Here is a 17,461-nt window from a genome sequence, read left to right as displayed (position 1 = left end):
AGATGCCAAGTCTGAACGACGTGATCGCGCAGCACCGGAATCCGGTGCAAATGCTGCGCAATTCCAAGATCGGGATGTATGTCTATCCGGTGGTGGCGCCGGAGTTCCAGAACTGGCGCAACGAACAGGTGGCCTGGCGCGAGAGCGCGGTGCTGTTCGACCAGTCCCACCACATGGACGAGGTGATCGTCGAGGGGCCGCAGGCCACCGAGTTCCTGAGCCATCACGGCATCAACTCTTTCAAGAACTTCGATCTGAACCGGGCCAAGCACTTCGTCCCGGTGACACCGAATGGCCACGTGATCGGCGACCACATCATCTTCCGCGAGCGCGAGGACAAGTACATCCTGGTGGGCCGCGCGCCGACCTCGAACTGGCTGATGTTCTGTGCCGCCTGGGGCAAGTGGAACGTGCGGCTGCGCCATGACCCGCGCTCGCCCTCGCGCCCCGAGGGGGAACGGGTACTGCGCGAGCATTACCGCTTCCAGATCCAGGGGCCGGATGCGCCCAAGGTCTTCGAGAAGATGAACGGCGGGCCGATCCCCGAGATCAAGTTCTTTCACGTCGACTGGATCAACATAGGCTCGAAGAAGGTGCAGGCGCTCCGCCACGGCATGTCCGGCGCGCCGGGGCTGGAGGTCTGGGGACCCTACAAGGACAAGGACTATGTCCATTCGGCGATTCTGCAGGCGGCGCGCGATGCCGGGGTGAACCTGGTGCAATGCGGCAGCCGGGCCTATTCGACCAACACGCTGGAGTCGGGCTGGATCCCGAGCCCGCTGCCGGGGATCTATACCGGTGACGGGATGCTGAAGGACTACCGCGACTGGCTGGGCGCGGACATGTACGAGGCGGCGGGGGCGATCGGCGGCTCGTTCGTGTCGGACAACATCGAAGATTACTATGTGAATCCCTTCGAACTGGGTTACGACTTCTACATCGGCTGGAAGAAGGACGACTTCGTGGGCAAGGCCGCACTCGCGCAGATGAAGGGCCGGGTGAACCGCAAGAAGGTGACCTTCGAGTGGAACGCCGAGGACGTGGTGAAGGTGATCGCCTCGGCCTTCGTGCCCGGCGAACTGCCCTACAAGTGGATCGACTTCCCGCAGCCGAACTATGCCTCGACCAGCGCCGACATGGTGATGCGCGATGGCAGGATGGTCGGGATGAGCATGTTCAACGGCTACAGCTACAACGAACGCTGCATGCTGAGCCTGGGCGTGGTCGACCAGGACGTGCAGGTCGGCGACGTGCTGACCATGAAATGGGGCGAGCCGGAGACCACCGGCAAGACCTCGACCGAGCCGCACCGCCAGACCGAGATCCGGGTGCGGGTGTCGCCGACGCCCTATGCGGCCGAGGCGCGCGAGAATTACGCGGACAGCTGGCGTACCAAGGCGACAGCCTGAACGACAGCGGCCGGGCGCGGCAGGGGGAGGCCGCGCCCGGCATCAAGACCGGCCCGGAAGGGCTGCACCATCAACAGGGAGGACGACGTAATGAGACTGGACCGACTGCTGCTTTCCGCTGCTGCCGCGCTCTGCCTTGGCGGCGCGGTGCAGGCCGAAGAGCTGAAATTCGCGAACTTCACCCCGCCGTTCCACACGATCAACGCCAGCGTGATCGAGAAGCTGAACGCCGATCTCTCGGCCGCCACCAATGGCGCGCTGACGGTGCGGGGTTATCACGGCGGCGAGCTGGGCGCAGGCCCGGTGGAGCAATACGTGCGGGTGCTGCAGGGCGTGGCCGACATGGGCTGGGGCCTGCCGGGCTATACCTCGTCGCAGTTCGGCAAGACGATGATCGCCGAGCTGCCCGGCGCCATTCCGGCGGACAAGCCGGGCTACGAGGCGCTCTGGGCGGCCTTTGACAAGGAGCTCGCGGGCGAGTTTCCGGGTACCAAGCCGCTGGCACTCTGGACCTCGGAGCCGAACATCATGATCATGAAGGACAAGGTGATCCGTACGCCGGACGACCTGAAGGGTCTGAAGATCCGCGTGGCGGGCGCCACCGCTGCCGATGTGGCCACCGCGCTGGGTGCGACGCCGGTGCAGATGCCGATCAACCAGGTCTACAACGCGCTGCAGACCGGGCTGATCGACGGCGTCTTCACCGGAGCCTCGACGCTGGTGGACTTCAAGCTCGACGAGGTGGCCGATGCGCTGATCCTCGGTGCGCCGCTGGGGCGGCTGACCTTCTACACGGTGATGACCGGCTCCAAGTATGACAGCCTGCCGGCCGATCAGAAGGCGGCGATCGACAAGGTCTCGGGGATGGAGCTGTCGAAGAGCGCCGAGGACGCCTGGCTGGTGACGGCCGACAAGGCGATGGAGGCGGCGCGGGCGGATGCCAAGAACACCGTCGTCGACCTCAGCGAGGAGGAAATCGCGGCCTTTGCCAAGGCCGTCGCCCCGGTGGTGGGCGCCTATGTCGCCAGCGTCGGCGGCGAGGCAGCCCTGGCGGCGATGCGGGGCCAGTAGGCCTTGCTGACAGTCCTGCGGAAAGGGGCGGACGGGCTGATCGGCCTGTCCGCCATCCTTGGCACCCTCGGCCTGCTTGTGGAGGTGGGGGTGATCCTGGTCGACGTGATCGGCCGCGCCGCGGGGCATCCGCTCTATGGTTCGCAGGACATCATCACCATGACCTTCGTCATCGTGGTCTTCGGCGCGATGGCGCTGTGCGACCGCACCGGGGGGCATATCGCCGTCGACCTGTTCGAGCGGCGTTATCCCGGCTGGCTGAACCGGCTGGCCGATATCGTCGCCGCGCTGATGGGCGCGGCGATCTTCGCGGCGCTGGCCTGGGCGGTGCTGGACAGCGCCCGGATCTCGGTCATGCTGAACCTCTCGACCAACCTGCTGCGCCTGCCAAAGGTCTGGTTCCAATATGCGCTGGCGGTCTTCGCGCTGGTGGCGGCGCTGGGGATGCTGCTGCGCGCGGCCGAACTGGCGCTGTCGCGCCGTGACGTCCGCCGGGAGGGCGCCGAATGAGCGCGGCCTCGATCGGCGTCTTCGGCATCGCCATCCTCTTCGTGCTGCTGGCGCTGCGCATCCCGGTCGCCTTCGCCATGTTCGCGGTCGGCTTCTTCGGCATCGTCGCGCTGGACAGCGCCAAGTCCGCGATGAGCCTGCTGGCCTCGGAATCCTTCACGCTGGCCTCCTCGCCGGAACTGGTGGTGATCCCGGTCTTCATCCTGATGGGCAATGTCGCCTCGGTCACGGGGATGAGCCGCAAGCTTTATGATGCGGCCTATGCGATCATTGGGCAGGTGCGCGGCGGGCTGGCCTCGGCCACGGTGATCGGCTGCGGCGGCTTCGCGGCGCTCTCGGGGTCGTCGGTGGCTTCGGCGCTGACCATGGGGCGGGTGGCGCTGGGCGAGATGGACCGCTTCGGCTATGACGCGCGGCTCTCGACCGGGGTGGTGGCGGCGGGCGGAACGCTGGGCATCCTGATCCCGCCCTCGACCGGCTTTGTCATCTACGCCATCCTGACCGAACAGAGCATCGGCCGGCTGTTCCTGGCCGGGGTGCTGCCCGGCCTGCTGCTGCTGGCGCTCTTCGTGCTGATGGTCACGCTGATCTGCGCGGTGCGGCCCGCGCTTGGCCCGGCGGGGCCGAGGACCAGCCTGGGGCAGAAGCTCAGCGCCATCGGCGGCGCGCTGCCGATCATCGGGATCATCCTGCTGACCATCGGCGGCATCTACGGCGGCTTCTTCTCGCCGGTCGAGGCGGCGGCGGTGGGGGCGGGCATCGTCATCCTGATCGGCTTTGTCACCGGAGCGCTGAGCCTGCGGCAATTCTGGGAGGCCTCGCGCGATGCCATCGTGACCTCGGCCACGGTGATGCTGATCCTGATCGCGGCACATCTCATCAACCCTTTCCTGGCGCTGAGCCACATTCCGACAACGGTGGGCCATGCGATCGACGCGCTGGGGCTGGGGGTGACCGGCACTCTGGTGCTGATCCTGGCGATCTACCTGGTGCTCGGCTGCTTCCTCGAAGGCTTTGCCATGCTGGTGCTGACGCTGCCGATCTTCTTTCCGATCGTCACCGCTCTGGGCGTCGACCCGATCTGGTTCGGCGTGCTGGTGGTGCTGACGCTGGAGATGGGCCTGATCTCGCCGCCGGTGGGCATCAACGTCTTCATCGTCAAGTCGGTCGCGCCGAAGGTGCCGCTGGGCGATATCTTCATCGGAGTGCTGCCGTTCTGGGTGATGATGGTGGTCTGCGTCGCGATCCTGATCGCCTTCCCGCAGATCGCGCTGTTCCTGCCGAACACGATGTTCAACTGAGGAGGCGACCCATGCGTGCGCCCCGTTTCGAGTCCATTGGCGGCCCTTTGCGCCGTGGCGGTGCGGCATGAGCGCCCCCGCCAGCATCGCCTTCCTCGGCTTCGGCGAGGCGGCGCGGGCCTTCCATGCGACGCTGGCCGAGGCCAACCCGCAGCTGCGCTTCTCGGCCCATGACATCAAGCTGGGCGGCGCCGGGGATGCGGCGATGCGCGCGGCGATGGACGCGGCCGGAGTGCGGATCTGCGAGCGCCCCGAGGACCTGGGCGGGGCGGAATGGATCGTCTCGGCGGTGACCGCGGATCAGAGCCTGATCGCCGCGCGCTCGGTGCTGGGGGTGCTGACGGCCGATACGGTGCTGGTCGACATCAACTCGGTCTCGCCGGGGCGCAAGCAGCAGACGGCGGCCGAGGTCGAGGCGCGGGGGGCGGCCTATCTGGACCTCGCGGTGATGGCCCCGGTGCATCCCAGGGGCCACCGCACCCCGACCGGCGCGGCGGGGCACGCGATGGACCGCCTCGCCCCGGCCCTCGACGCCCTGGGCTTTGACTGGACCCGCGCGGGCGAGGCACCGGGACGGGCCACGGCGGTGAAGATGGTGCGCTCGCTCTTCGTCAAGGGGCTGGAGGCGCTGACGGTCGAATGCCTGCTGGCGGCGGAGCGTTCGGACTGCCTGCCCGAGATCCTCGGCTCGCTGGCGCGCAGCTATCCCGGCCTCGGCTGGCCCGAGATCGCCGCATATCAGTTCGAACGCACGCTGGTCCACGGACACCGCCGCGCGGCGGAGGTGGAGGAGGTGGCGGTGAGCTATGACGACCTTGGCCTGACCGGCGCGCTGGCCGCCGCCATCGCGCAGGTGCAGGCGGCGATGGGCCGCGCGGGGGAAAGCGTGACGCCGGGGGGCGACCTCGCAGCGCTGATCGCAGAGGTCAACGCCGCCCGGCGAGGGGAGTAGAGGGGGCTTTGCCCCCGCCGCGCGTTCCGCGCGACTCCCCCAGGAATATTTATGGCAAAAGGAAGCAGCATTCCGCTTTTCCTTTTGCCCGAAATATCCCCGCCGGAGGCTATCGCGCGCAGCGCGATGTCCCGCGCCCCCGGTCGAGCCGGGGGCGCGGGCGGTTCAGTTGCCGTAGATATAGGCCGGCAGCCAGGTCGCCAGCGGCGGGATCAGGAAGACCAGCGCCAGGCCGAGCAGCTGGATCACCATGAACTGCATCATGCCGATGTAGATGTCCTTGAGATCCCAGCTTGGCACCACGCCTTTCAGGAAATAGGCCGAGAGCGCCACCGGCGGACTGAGCCAGGCGGTCTGCAGGCAGACCGCGACCAGGATCGCGAACCAGAGCATGTCGACCTCGAGCTTGTGCAGCACCGGGGCCATGATCGGCAGGATGATGAGCACGATGGGCACCCATTCCAGCGGCCAGCCCAGCACGAAGATCAGCGCCAGGATCAGGATCACCACCATATTGGCCGAAAGGTCGAGGCCGAGCAGCAGCTCGGTGATCATGGTCGGGGTGCCGAGCCGCGAGAAGACCGCGCCGAAGAAGTTCGAGGCGGCGACCAGGAAGAGGATCAGCACCGAGATTTCCAGCGTCTTGATCAGCGCGTCGTAGGTGCGGGTCCAGCTGAACTTGCGGTAGAGCAGGGTCAGCACCACCGAGCCGAAGGCCCCCATGCCGGCGCCCTCGGTGGGGGTGGCCCAGCCCGAGAGGATCGATCCCAGCGCGAAGGCGATCAGGATCGAGGGCGGCACCAAGCCGAGGAAGAACTCGCGCAGGACGTGGGCGCGGTCGGTGGCGCGCAGCTCTTCCGGCAGCACGGGCCCTAGGGTGGGGTCGATCCAGCAGCGCCCGACCGAGTAGATCAGGTAGAGCACGGCCATCATGATGCCGGGGATGATCGCGGCGGCGAAGAGGTCGGTGACGGGTATTTCCAGCACCGGTCCCATGACCACCAGCATGATCGAGGGCGGGATCAGGATGCCGAGCGTTCCGCCGGCGGTGATGGTGCCCGCCGCAAGGCGCACGTCGTAGCCCGAGCGGTTCATCGTCGAGGCCGCCATGATGCCGAGGATCGTGACCGAGGCGCCGACGATGCCGGTGGCGGCGCCGAAGATCACCGAGACGAAGAGCACGGCGAAGAAGAGCGAGCCCTTCATCCGCGCCAGCATCAGCTGGACGGCGGAGAACAGGCGTTCCATCAGGCCGGCCTGTTCCATCATGAAGCCCATGAAGACGAAGAGCGGCACCGCCGCCAATGTCTGCTCCATCATCGAGCCGTAGAACTGCAGCGTCATCAGGAAGACGGTCAGCTTGATGCCGATGCCCCAGGCGCCGAAGATGATGCCGAGGAAGATCAGGGTGAAGGAGATCGGGAAGCCCACGAAGATCGCGAAGAGCATCACGCCGATCATGATCAGCCCGATGATTTCATTGGAAAATTCAAGCATCAGCGCGGCCATTTCCCGCGGGTGGCCGCGTACCAGGCTTTCAGGATCTCGGCGACGCCCTGCAGCAGCAGGAAGCCCACGCCGAGGGTGAGGCAGATCTTCACCGGCCAGACGATGGGCGCCCAGGTGCTGTCACCAGCGCGTTCGTTCTGGAGGAAGGATTTCAGCGCGAAGCCGTAGCCGGCCCAGAACAGGAAGAGCATTCCGGGCATGAAGAGTACGACGTAGAGCACCAGGTCGATCCGTCCTTGCGTCTTCACCGAGAAGCCGCGGTAGAGGAAGTCGGCGCGGATGTGCAGCCCGCGCATCAGCGCATAGGCGGCGCCCAGCATGAAGGCGGTGCCGTAGAGCATCCGGCTCACGTCGAAGGCCCAGAGGGTGGGGGCGATGAAGAGCTTGCGCGCCACCACCTCGTAGACCATGGCAGCGATGATCGGCACCACGAAGAGCGCGACGATGCGGCCCTGCCATTGCGAGAAGACCTCGATGGCCTGCACGATGGCGCGGGCGGCCGGGTGCATGTCGGGCGGCAGCGGCACCTCTGGTCCGCCATGCGCCTCGGCGAGCAGTTCGTCGCCGGCGAATTCGGTATTGTCGGTCACGTGACCGTCTCCTGTCCCTGATGTCCTGCGCCGTGCCCGGGTTGGTTCCCTGCGGGTCCCGGGTCGATGCCCCGCCCGCGGGAAGCGCGGGCGGGGCGGGGGGCGTCACTTCTTCTTCAGCTGGTCGGCATAGGCGCGACCGAGGTTGGCGTTCGAGGTCTGCGAGCCGGCCCAGAAGGGGATCGCGGTGCGCGCGAAGTCCTTCTGGCTGTCCCAGACCGTCTTGAAGAAGGCGTTCTCGGCGGCGTTGGTCTCGAGCGCCTTGTTGGCGGCGTTCATGTATTCGCTGAAGTAGTCGACCGGCGTGTCATGCAGGATCACCCCGTCCTCGTTCACCAGCTTGTCGAGCGCCAGCCCGTTCTCGCGGATGCGATAGGCCATCGACTTCATCAGCGAGGCATTGGCGGCCACCTCGATCGCCTTCTGCTGCAGCGGCGTCAGCGAGTTGAAGACATCCTTGTTGATGTAGATGTCGGCGTTCACCACGACCTGGTGCAGGCCCTGGAGGTAGTAGTGCTTGAGCACCTTCTGGAAGCCGAAGACCGAGTCCGGTTTCGGGCAGCACCATTCGGCCGCGTCGATGGTGCCCTTTTCCAGCGCCGGCAGGATGTCGCCGCCGCCCATGGCGACCGAGGCGATGCCGATGTCCTTGTAGGTCTGGCCCGGAATCCCCGGAGGCGTCCGGAAGCGATACTTGCGGAAGTCCTCCATCGAGTTGATCGGCTCCTTGAACCAGCCGAGCGCCTCGGGGCCGGCGGGCTGCAGCATGAAGCCCTTCACGTTCACGCCCATCTCGTCCCAGAGCTGGTCGTAGAGTTCCTTGCCGCCGCCGTAGAGGAACCAGGACATGAAGGCGATGTTGTCCATCCCCACGCCTGCGCCCGCGACCGGCGAGCCGAAGAGCATGGCCGCCGGGTGCTTGCCCGACCAGTAGTGGGTCCAGGCGAAGCCGCCCTCGATCAGGCCGGAATCCACTGCGTCGAGGGTCTCCTGCACGCCGACGACTGTGCCGGCGGCCAGCACCTCGAAGACCACCTCGCCGTTGGTGAGATCGGAGACGTCCTTGGCAAAGTCCTGCAGCATGATCGTCTCGTCGGCCGAGAGCGGGATCACCGATTGCACGCGGATCTTGGTCTCGGCCCAGGCGGTCTGCGCGACCAGGGCGAGCCCCAGCGCGGTTGCCGCCGCTGTCTTGGTTACGAAATTCATATTCAGCATTTTCATCCTCCCATGAAATAGTGCCTTGCGTTTCCCGATGTCGGCGCCGGGCGGGAAGGCGGCCCGTCCGGCTGGTTTTCCTCCCTCGTGTCCTGCCTCAGTTCCCCTTTCCGAAGGTATATCCGTCGATCAGGCCCAGCATCGGTCCAAGCCCGTGATGTGAATCCAGCGCGCCCCGCAGCAGCATTTCGGCGGCGACGTAGACCAGCACCGCCAGCCCGAGCCAGGAAATCACCGGGAAGCGGGTGAGCAGGTGCATGATGAGCGTCGCGGCGAAGGCCATCAGCAGGATCGCCAGCGCGAGGCCCAGCACCAGCAGCCGCGTGTCGCCGTCGGCGATCGCGGCCACGGCCAGCACGTTGTCGAGCGACATCGAGACATCGGCCAGGGTGATGGTCCAGAGCGCCTTGAGCAGGGTGCGGCGCGGCGGGCCGGTATAGCCCATGTGGCTGTCGCCGGCGGTGGCGATGGCCACCTCGGCCTGTTCGTCGACGCCGGCGCGGATCTCGGTGTAGAGCCGCCAGCAGACCCAGCAGAGCAGCAGCCCGCCGAGGAAGAGAATGCCGGGTATGCCCAGCAGCTTGGTCGCCACCACCGCGAAGACGATGCGCAGGACGGCGGCGATGACCATGCCGAAGAGGATGGCCTTGGCACGCAGCTGCGGCGAGAGGCTGGCGGCGGCCATGCCGATGATCAGCGCATTGTCGCCCGACAGGATCAGGTCGGCCATCACGATCGCGCCGGCGTCGAGCATGGTCTGCATCGTTCAGAGGGCCCCCGCGCGGTTCTGGGCGGCGGGCCGTGCGATCTCGGCGGCGTCGAGCACCAGGTCGGAGGCCTTTTCGCCGATCATGATGGCGGGGGCGTTGGTATTGCCCGAGACGATCACCGGCATGATCGAGGCATCGGCGACGCGCAGCCCCTCGATGCCGCGCACCCGCAGGGCGGGGTCGACCACAGCCATGGCATCGCTGCCCATCTTGCAGGTGCCGGTGGGGTGGTAGATCGTCGTCGCCGTCGAGCGCGCCCAGTCGAGCAGGCCGTCGTAATCGCCATCGTCGATCTGCGCGCCGGGGGTGTATTCCTCGGTAATGACCTCGGCCAGCGGGCCGGTGCGGGCGATGCGGCGGGCGATGCGGATGCCCTCGACCAGGGTGTCGCGGTCGGTCTTGGTGGCCAGGTAGTTCGGATGGATCGCCGGGGCGTCGCGCATGTCGGCCGATTTCAGCGCGATATGGCCGGTGCTCTCGGGGCGCAGTTGCAGCACCGAGGCGGTGAAGGCGTCGAAGGGGTGCGGCTCGGCCATGCCCTTTGCGTCGGCGCTGAAGGGCTGGATGTGGAACTGGATGTCGGGGGTTTCCAGCTCGGGCCGGGTTTTCAGGAAGGCGGTGCCGAGGCTGGCGGCCATGGTCATCGGGCCCTTGCGGGTGGCGGCGTATTGCAGCGCGATCAGCGCCTGCTTGGTGAGGCTGTTGATCTCGGTGTTGATGGTCGAGAGCCGGGTCTTGTAGACCGGCCGGGCCTGCAGGTGGTCCTGCAGGTTCCTGCCGACGCCGGGCAGGACGGCGCGGGTCTGGATGCCGTGGCGGGCCAGCTCTTCGGGGTCGCCGATGCCGGAGACCATCAGCAGCTGCGGCGAGGCCAGGGCGCCGGCACTGAGGATCACCTCGCGCCGGGCGGTGATGCGCTGGAGCTTGCCGGCCAGTTCGACCTCGAGCCCGGTGGCGCGGCGGCCGTCGAACAGGATCCGCCGCGCGGCGCAATGGGTCAGCACGGTGAGGTTGTGGCGGTGCTTGGCCGGGTTCAGGTAGGCCACCGCCGAGGAGCAGCGCCGGCCGTTGCGGACGGTCAGCTGGAAGTGGCCGACGCCTTCCTGGTCGGCGCCGTTGTAATCGGGGTTGCGGCGATAGCCGGCGTTCACCGCCGCCTCGATCCAGCGGTCGACGATCTCGCGGCGGACGGCCGAGTCGGAGACGGTCAGCGGCCCCTCGCGTCCGCGCAGGGCCGGGTCACCGCCGGTATAGCTCTCTGACCGTTGGAACAGCGGCAGCACGTCCTCCCAGCCCCAGCCGGTGTTCCCGAGCTGGCGCCAGTGGTCGTAGTCCTGCGGCTGGCCGCGCACGTAGAGCAGCCCGTTGATCGAGGAGGAGCCGCCCAGCACCTTGCCGCGCGGCCAGTTCAGCGCGCGCCCGTTGAGGCCCGGATCGGGTTCGGTGACATGGCGCCAGTCGGTCTTCGGATTGCCCATCGTGCGGAAATATCCGACCGGCACGTGGATCCAGGGATAGGTGTCGCGCCCGCCGGCTTCGAGCAGGGCGACGCGGTGCCGCCCGTCGGCGCTCAGCCGGTTGGCGAGGACGCAACCGGCCGACCCGGCCCCGACAATGACAAAGTCAAACTCCACCCAATTTTCCTGCTTTGACCAAAAATATTGATTAATGAGACCTTTTGTCTCATTTTTAAATGCCAGCACGGTTCCAGTGCTGTGGCAAGGATTCTCTCTCACCCCCGGAAGAGCAGCATGAACGACCGTATCCCGACCAACCTGCGCCTGCTGCTGATGCTGGAAACGCTGGGCGAACAGGCCGAGCCGATCTCGCCCTCGGCTCTGGGGCGGCGTCTGGGGCTGCCCAAGCAGACCGCGCACCGGCTGGTCGCCTCGCTGATCGAGGAGGGGTTCCTGAAGCGCGACGAGGCGGGCACCGGGCTGCGGCCGGGGCGCCGGGCGCGGATGATGGCGGCGGGGTTGCTGCATGCCTCGGGGGTGCATGTGGCGCGCCACCAGGTGCTGCTGCGGCTGGCCGAGCGGATCGGCGAGACGATCAACTTCGTGGTGCCGGAAGACCGCGGGATGGCCTATCACGACCGGGTCGAGACCGACTGGCCGTTCCGCATCCAGCTGCCGGTGGGCAGCCATGTGCCGTTCCACTGCACCGCCTCGGGCAAGACCTATCTGGCCACGCTGCCCAAGGCGCAGCGCCGCCGGCTGGTGCAGGCGATGGCCTTGCCGAAACTCAGCCACAACACGATCACCGACCCCGACGCGCTGCTGGCCGAGTTGCAGCAGATCGCCCGGCAGGGCTATGCGCTCGACAACGAGGAGTTCCACGCCGGGATGGTCGCCACCGCCGTGCCCGTCACCGACCCCGCGGGCCGTTATTTCGCCTCGGTCGCCTTCCATGCTCCTACCCAGCGGGTGAGCATCGAGCGGGCGGTTGAGCTGGCCCCCGTGGTGGCCTCTGCCGCTGCCGAGCTTACCGCTGTCCTGTTTCCCGATCCCTAGGCGCCGCCAGCGTGCCGCGCAGCACCAGCGAGCAGTCCAGTTCCCGGCTTTCCACCCTCTCGCCGGCGATCATCCGCACCAGCATCCGCGCCGCCTCGCGCCCCATCCGGCGGTGGGGCAGGTGCATTGTCGTCAAAGGCGGTGCGGTGATGCGGGCAATGTCGAGGTCGGCAAATCCGGTGATCGACACCGCGTCCGGCACCGCTACGCCCAGGTCCCGCGCTGCCGTGAGCGCGCCGGCGGCCAGCACGTCGGTGCCGCAGAGCACCGCGGTGGGGCGGTTCGGCCGTTCCCAGAGGCGGCGAAAGGCCAGCCCGCCGGATTCCAGCGTTGCGTCGGTCGTCTCGATGACAAGCGTGGCGGGGTCGAGCCCGGCGGCCGCCATGGCGGCGCGCAGCCCCTCGATGCGCACCAGCGCCCGGTCGTTCACCGCCGGGTCGGCCGAGATCAGCGCCAGCTGCCGGTGGCCGCGCGCGATCACCTCGCGCGCCATGGCCGCCATCGCCGCATGGTTGTCGAAGCCGACGCAGGGCTGGGCTGCATCCGGCTGCCAGGCCCAGGCCACCAGCGCCGGGATCTGCTGCGCCGCCAGGAAGGCGCGCACGTCGTCGCTGCGCTGAAAGCCGATCAGCAGCAGCCCCTCGGCCCCGCGTTTCACCAGCGCGCGGATCTGTTCCTCTTCGATCTCGGGGCGGTAGGAGGAGGAAGCAATCAGCAGCATCAGCCCGCTTTCGCGCAGCTCTTCCTGGAAGGCCTGCAACCCGCGCGAGAAGATCGCGTTGTCCATCGTCGGGATGATCGCGCCCACCGTATGGGTGCGCCCCTCGGCCAGCACCCGCGCGCCGAAATTGGGGGAATATCCCAGCGCCTGCACCGCCTCCATGACGCGCTTGCGGGTCTCCTCCTGCACCCGCTCGGGCGCGTTCAGGCAGCGCGAGACGGTGGCCGTCGAGACGCCGGCCACTTCGGCCACATCGCTGAGCGTCGGGTTGCCGATCAGGCGGCGCATTGCACAATCCTTGTTCAATCGCCCAATGTGACGTTTCTAAGTGCTTGATCCAAGTGATGCAAGCGCATACATCTTGACGCAAGGGAGACCCCGTCACGGGGCAATGAGACCAAAGGCGGCAAAGCGCCTCGAACACGACAGGAGATCCGGCGTGGCACGTGAATACCTGAAGAAGGCGTCGAAGACGTCGAAGAGCGACGCCTCGGACGTGCACCAGACCGTGACCCGCATCCTTGACGAGATCGAGGCGGGCGGCGACCGGGTCGCGCTGGACTATGCCGCGAAATTCGATGGTTACGAGGGCTCGGTGATCCTGAGCCAGGCCGAGATCGAGGCGGCCATCGCGCAGGTGCCCGAGAAGCTGAGGGCCGATATCCGCTTTGCCCATGGCAACGTGAAACGCTTTGCCGAGGCGCAGAAGGCGACGCTGAAGGATATCGAGATCGAGGTGGTGCCGGGGCTGATCGCCGGGCAGAAATCGATCCCGGTGAGCGCGGCGGGCTGCTATGTGCCGGGCGGGCGCTATTCCCATGTCGCCAGCGCGATCATGACCGTGACCACCGCCAAGGTCGCCGGCTGCAAGCATATCACCGCCTGTTCGCCACCGCGCCCCGGTGTCGGGATCAACCCGGCCATCGTCTATGCCGCGCATATCTGTGGTGCCGATACCATCATGGCGATGGGCGGCGTGCAGGGGGTGGCGGCGATGACCTTTGGCCTCTTCGGCCTGCCCAAGGTCAATATCCTCGTCGGCCCCGGCAACCAGTTCGTGGCCGAGGCCAAGCGCATCCTCTTCGGGCGCGTCGGTATCGACATGATCGCCGGGCCGACCGACAGCCTGATCCTGGCAGACGGCGGCGCCGATGCCGAGATCGTCGCCACCGACCTGGTGGGGCAGGCCGAGCATGGCTACAACTCGCCGGTCTGGCTGGTGACTGACAACCGTGCGCTGGCCGAGACGGTGCTGGCGCGGGTGCCGCAGCTGATCGCCGACCTGCCCGAGGTGAACCGCGACAATGCCGCCGCCGCCTGGCGCGACTATGCCGAGGTGATCCTCTGCGCCGACCGGGAAGAGATGGCGGCGACCTCGGACGACTATGCGCCAGAACACCTGACGGTGCAGGCCGCCGATCTCGACTGGTGGCTGGCGCGGCTGACCTGCTACGGCTCGCTCTTCCTGGGGGAAGAGACCACCGTGGCCTTCGGCGACAAGGCCAGCGGGACGAACCACGTGCTGCCGACGAGCGGAGCCGCGTCTTATACCGGCGGCTTGTCGGTGCACAAATACATGAAGATCGTGACCTGGCAGCGCGCGACCCGCGAGGGATCGAAGCCGGTGGCGGAAGCCACCGCGCGGATCTCGCGGCTGGAGGGGATGGAGGCCCATGCCCGCACCGCCGACATCCGCCTCGCCAAGTATTTCCCGGGCGAGAATTTCGATCTCTCCGCCGATGGCTGAGGCCCTGTTCAGCGTTGCGGGCCGCGTCGCCTGCGTCACCGGGGCCTCTTCGGGGCTGGGGCGGCGCGCGGCGACGGTGCTTGCGCGGAATGGCGCGAAGGTGGTGGGCCTGGCCCGCCGGGCCGAGGCGCTGGAGGACTGGCGCGCCGAGGCCGGGGGCGAGACCGCCGCCGTGGCCGGGGACGTGGCCGACCGTTCGGCGCTGGGCGAGCTGGCGGCGCGGATCGAGGCGCCCTTTGGCGCGCCGGATATCCTGATCCATGCCGCCGGCATCAACACCCGCCAGGCGGCGGATGCGGTGACGCCCGAGGGCTGGGACGCGACGCTGGCGCTGAACCTCTCGGCGCCCTTCTTCCTCAGCCAGCACTTCGCCCCGGCGATGCAGGCCAGGGGCTGGGGCCGGATCGTGCTCTTCGCCTCGTTGCAGAGTTTCCGCGCCTTTCCCGGTGGCATCGCCTATGGCGCCTCGAAGGGCGGGATCGCCCAGCTGGCGCGGGCCATGGCGCAGGCCTGGTCGCCGCAGGGGATCACCTGCAACGCCATCGGCCCCGGTTTCTTCCCGACCGAGCTGACCGCGCCGGTCTTTGCCGACCCGGACCTCGCCGCGCGCAATGCCGCGCAGACCTGCCTGGGCCGCAACGGCAGGCCCGAAGACCTGGACGGGCCGCTGCTGTTCCTCTGTTCCGAGGCCTCGGCCTATGTCACCGGGCAGGTGCTGATGGTCGACGGCGGGTTCACCGCGAAATGACCCTGTGCGGAGGAGTTGGGCGATGAAGGCGCTTGTCTACACCGGTCCGGAAACGCTTGACTACCGCGACGTGGCGGACCCGAGCCCGCGCGCGGGGGAAGAGTTGATCCGGGTCGAGCGGGTCGGCATCTGCGGCTCGGACATGCATGCCTATCTCGGCCATGACAACCGCCGCCCGGCGCCGCTGATCCTGGGGCACGAGGCGGCGGGGGTGATTGTCGGCGGGACGCGCGATGGCGAGAAGGTAACGATCAACCCGCTGGTGACCTGCGGGCAATGCCCGGCCTGCCGGGCGGGGCGCGACAACCTCTGCCCGACGCGGCAGATCATCTCGATGCCGCCGCGCGAAGGGGCCTTTGCCGGACTGGTGGCGATGCCGCCGGCGAACCTGGTGACGCTGCCCGAGGGCGTGACCGCCGCCCGCGCCGCGCTGGCCGAGCCGGTGGCCTGCGGCTGGCACGCGGTACGGCTGGGGCTGGGCGCGCTGGGCGACCGCATCGGCAGCGGGCCGGGCGGCGATCTGCGCGCGCTGGTGCTGGGCGGCGGGGCCATCGGCCTTGGCGCGGCGCTGAGCCTTGGCGCGCAGGGGGTGGCCGACGTGAGCCTGGTCGAACCCAACCCGCTGCGCCGGGCCTATCTGGTCGAGACCTGCGGGGTGCGGGCGCTGGAGCGCGCCGAGGGGCCCTTCGACCTGGTGATCGACGGCGTCGGCTACGAGGCCACCCGCGCCGCCGCCTCTGCGCTGGTGCGGCCCGGCGGGGTCATCATGCACATCGGCCTCGGGGCGGATACCGGCGGGCTGGACGTGCGGCGCATGACGCTGCAGGAGATCACCTTCATCGGCACCTATACCTATACCGCGCAGGATTTCCGCGACACCGCCGCCGCGATCTTCGACGGCCGTCTCGGCGCGCTGGACTGGACCGAGGAGCGCCCACTGGCCGAGGGCGCGCGCGCCTTCCGCGACATCCGCGCCGGGGCCACCGCCGCGCCCAAGATCCTCCTGGTGCCCGACGCGGGCTGATCCTGGTTGCATTGGGGCGGGCCGATCGGCACCTATCCTGTCCACGGCTGGACAGGATGGGTGCGAACCTGTCCAACGGTGGACAACTCCCGCTGCAGCGGCCCAAGCGGCGCGCGGACCCTGTCCACAACTGGACAAGCGGCTGGGCAATCTGTCCGGGCTTGGACAGCCTGCGAGGGCTTGGCCAGGGCGCGGTTTCGATCTGTCCGGTTTTGCACAACCTGGCCGGTCCTTGGTCCGGCGGTGGACCGCTTGGAGCTGTGCGGAGGCCGGCGCAAAAGGGCGCGGACGGGGGTTCCGGGGCAATGGTTGTTGACTCCGCTGCTGACTTTGAGGCGTTCTGCCTTATACTCTTGAGTGGTATTCCGGGTTGAGATGATGGTTTCGAGTGGCAGAAGGGGCGCGCCGATGGCGAATTCCGATCCCGGTCCCGAAGGCGAAGACTATCTCGACAAGGGGCTGAGTTGGGACAAGCGGCTGGAGCTTGCGCGCGCGCGGCGGGCGCAGGTCGAGGCCGAGAACGGCCCGACGCGGCTGGTCCCCAAGCTGAAACCCTGGGAGGAAAGCACGGACCGGCCGGCACCGATCCAACCTGACCAACCCTTGGCGGAATACCCGGATATCCCCCCCGAACGGCAGGCGGCGATCCTTGCGCGGATGCGAGGGGATGCCGGTGCGCGCGACCCTTCCGACGCGCCCGCCAAGGGGCGGGGCGCGGCGGCCGGTGCAGCTCCGGGCGACCGGCAAAGACCGGGAGAGACCGCGCCGGCGCAAGAGGCGCGTGCGCCCGCCGATCCGCTGGACGCGGTCCGGCCCGCAGGGCAGGCCAAGCGACTGCCGGGGGAGACCGGCGAACGTGCCAAGCGCCGGGTGCGCCCTGCCGAGAAGGCGGGCCGGGGGGCGCAGGGGGGTGAAGGGCAACCCGTGCCGGAGGCGGTTCCGGTCGAGGCCCTGCCGCCGCAGGGCCGCCGCCATGTCGAGACGACTTCGCCCAAGCTGCCCGATACCCGCCGCCGGACCGCCAGGCCGCCCAGCGTGCCGCGGCCAGAGGTCGCCCGCGAGTTGTCGCAGGAGCCGGAATACGGGCCCGCACCCGAGGATTCCGCCGCCGTTGCCGCGTTGAACCGGTTGCTGGTTGCGCCACCTGACGGGGACGATCCCCGCCGGGTCTATGGCGCGCGTTTCGCCTCGATCCCGCCGGCCGAGCCGAAGCGGCGCAAGCTGGTCTGGGTGGTCGCGCTGGCCTGCCTGCTGGCGGGGCTGCTCTCGGGGGTGCTGCTGGCCATCGCGCTGTTCTTCAGCATCGGGTCAGAGGTGCGCGCGCCCGCCGGGATCGGTGACCGCCTGGAGATGGCCGAGGTGGTTTAGCGCGGGCTGG

At 68.2% G+C, this 17,461-nt stretch carries 16 protein-coding genes; 10 read left to right on the top strand and 6 right to left on the bottom strand.

Translation table 11 applies throughout. From position 1 onward, the window contains the following. Positions 1 to 2 precede the first annotated feature (2 nt). The 5 genes from ligM (at position 3) to IE266_RS09225 (ending at position 5,243) form a co-directional block, all read left to right on the top strand. Positions 3 to 1,409, top strand: a complete 1,407-nt coding sequence (gene ligM, locus IE266_RS09245) for a vanillate/3-O-methylgallate O-demethylase (protein WP_189679776.1) — start codon at positions 3 to 5, stop codon at positions 1,407 to 1,409. Between the two features lie 90 nt (positions 1,410 to 1,499). Beyond that, positions 1,500 to 2,480, top strand: coding sequence for a TRAP transporter substrate-binding protein (locus IE266_RS09240; protein ID WP_189679775.1), 981 nt, complete (start codon positions 1,500 to 1,502; stop codon positions 2,478 to 2,480). Between the two features lie 3 nt (positions 2,481 to 2,483). Continuing rightward, entirely contained in the window at positions 2,484 to 2,990 is a 507-nt protein-coding gene (locus IE266_RS09235) for a TRAP transporter small permease (protein ID WP_189679774.1), read from the top strand. Continuing rightward, entirely contained in the window at positions 2,987 to 4,291 is a 1,305-nt protein-coding gene (locus IE266_RS09230) for a TRAP transporter large permease (protein ID WP_189679773.1), read from the top strand. The genes IE266_RS09235 and IE266_RS09230 overlap by 4 nt, the downstream gene beginning before the upstream one ends. A gap of 67 nt (positions 4,292 to 4,358) precedes the next feature. After that, positions 4,359 to 5,243, top strand: coding sequence for an NAD(P)-dependent oxidoreductase (locus IE266_RS09225; RefSeq protein WP_189679772.1), 885 nt, complete (start codon positions 4,359 to 4,361; stop codon positions 5,241 to 5,243). 165 nt (positions 5,244 to 5,408) lie between these two features. Here IE266_RS09225 and IE266_RS09220 read toward each other — a convergent pair whose 3' ends face one another. From IE266_RS09220 to IE266_RS09200, 5 genes are all read right to left on the bottom strand, one after another. Next, entirely contained in the window at positions 5,409 to 6,740 is a 1,332-nt protein-coding gene (locus IE266_RS09220) for a TRAP transporter large permease (protein ID WP_189679771.1), read from the bottom strand. Then, positions 6,740 to 7,342: a TRAP transporter small permease subunit gene (locus IE266_RS09215; protein ID WP_189679770.1), complete on the bottom strand. Its 603-nt coding sequence runs from the start codon at positions 7,340 to 7,342 to the stop codon at positions 6,740 to 6,742. The genes IE266_RS09220 and IE266_RS09215 overlap by 1 nt, the downstream gene beginning before the upstream one ends. Before the next feature lie 105 nt (positions 7,343 to 7,447). After that, on the bottom strand, positions 7,448 to 8,560 hold the full coding sequence (locus IE266_RS09210) for a TRAP transporter substrate-binding protein (RefSeq protein WP_189679769.1): 1,113 nt from the start codon (positions 8,558 to 8,560) through the stop codon (positions 7,448 to 7,450). Positions 8,561 to 8,657: 97 nt separating this feature from the next. Then, a complete protein-coding gene (locus tag IE266_RS09205) occupies positions 8,658 to 9,314 on the bottom strand; it encodes a YjbE family putative metal transport protein (protein ID WP_229863970.1) in 657 nt (218 codons plus the stop codon). Between the two features lie 12 nt (positions 9,315 to 9,326). After that, positions 9,327 to 10,964: a GMC family oxidoreductase gene (locus IE266_RS09200; protein ID WP_189679767.1), complete on the bottom strand. Its 1,638-nt coding sequence runs from the start codon at positions 10,962 to 10,964 to the stop codon at positions 9,327 to 9,329. Positions 10,965 to 11,081: 117 nt separating this feature from the next. Between IE266_RS09200 and IE266_RS09195 the strand changes: the two genes are divergently transcribed. Continuing rightward, complete coding sequence (locus IE266_RS09195; protein WP_189679766.1) at positions 11,082 to 11,843, top strand: IclR family transcriptional regulator; 762 nt, start codon at positions 11,082 to 11,084, stop codon at positions 11,841 to 11,843. Here IE266_RS09195 and IE266_RS09190 read toward each other — a convergent pair. After that, entirely contained in the window at positions 11,815 to 12,852 is a 1,038-nt protein-coding gene (locus tag IE266_RS09190; protein WP_189679765.1) for a LacI family DNA-binding transcriptional regulator, read from the bottom strand. The two genes, IE266_RS09195 and IE266_RS09190, sit on opposite strands and share 29 nt — an antisense overlap. 151 nt (positions 12,853 to 13,003) lie before the next feature. Between IE266_RS09190 and hisD the strand changes: the two genes are divergently transcribed. From hisD to IE266_RS09170, 4 genes are all read left to right on the top strand, one after another. After that, positions 13,004 to 14,311 (top strand): histidinol dehydrogenase, encoded by a 1,308-nt coding sequence (gene hisD / locus IE266_RS09185; RefSeq protein ID WP_229863969.1) that lies wholly within the window; start codon positions 13,004 to 13,006, stop codon positions 14,309 to 14,311. Beyond that, a complete protein-coding gene (locus IE266_RS09180) occupies positions 14,304 to 15,059 on the top strand; it encodes an SDR family NAD(P)-dependent oxidoreductase (RefSeq protein ID WP_189679763.1) in 756 nt (251 codons plus the stop codon). The genes hisD and IE266_RS09180 overlap by 8 nt, the downstream gene beginning before the upstream one ends. Positions 15,060 to 15,081: 22 nt before the next feature. Further along, positions 15,082 to 16,083 carry a zinc-dependent alcohol dehydrogenase gene (locus IE266_RS09175; RefSeq protein ID WP_189679762.1) on the top strand — a complete coding sequence of 334 codons (1,002 nt, stop codon included), beginning with the start codon at positions 15,082 to 15,084 and terminating at the stop codon, positions 16,081 to 16,083. 408 nt (positions 16,084 to 16,491) lie between these two features. Next, positions 16,492 to 17,451, top strand: coding sequence for a hypothetical protein (locus IE266_RS09170; protein WP_189679761.1), 960 nt, complete (start codon positions 16,492 to 16,494; stop codon positions 17,449 to 17,451). The last annotated feature ends 10 nt before the right edge of the window (positions 17,452 to 17,461 follow it).

Source organism: Seohaeicola zhoushanensis (genome assembly GCF_014656415.1).
Lineage (GTDB): Bacteria > Pseudomonadota > Alphaproteobacteria > Rhodobacterales > Rhodobacteraceae > Seohaeicola_A > Seohaeicola_A zhoushanensis.
This window is presented reverse-complemented; position numbering and strand designations above follow the sequence as displayed.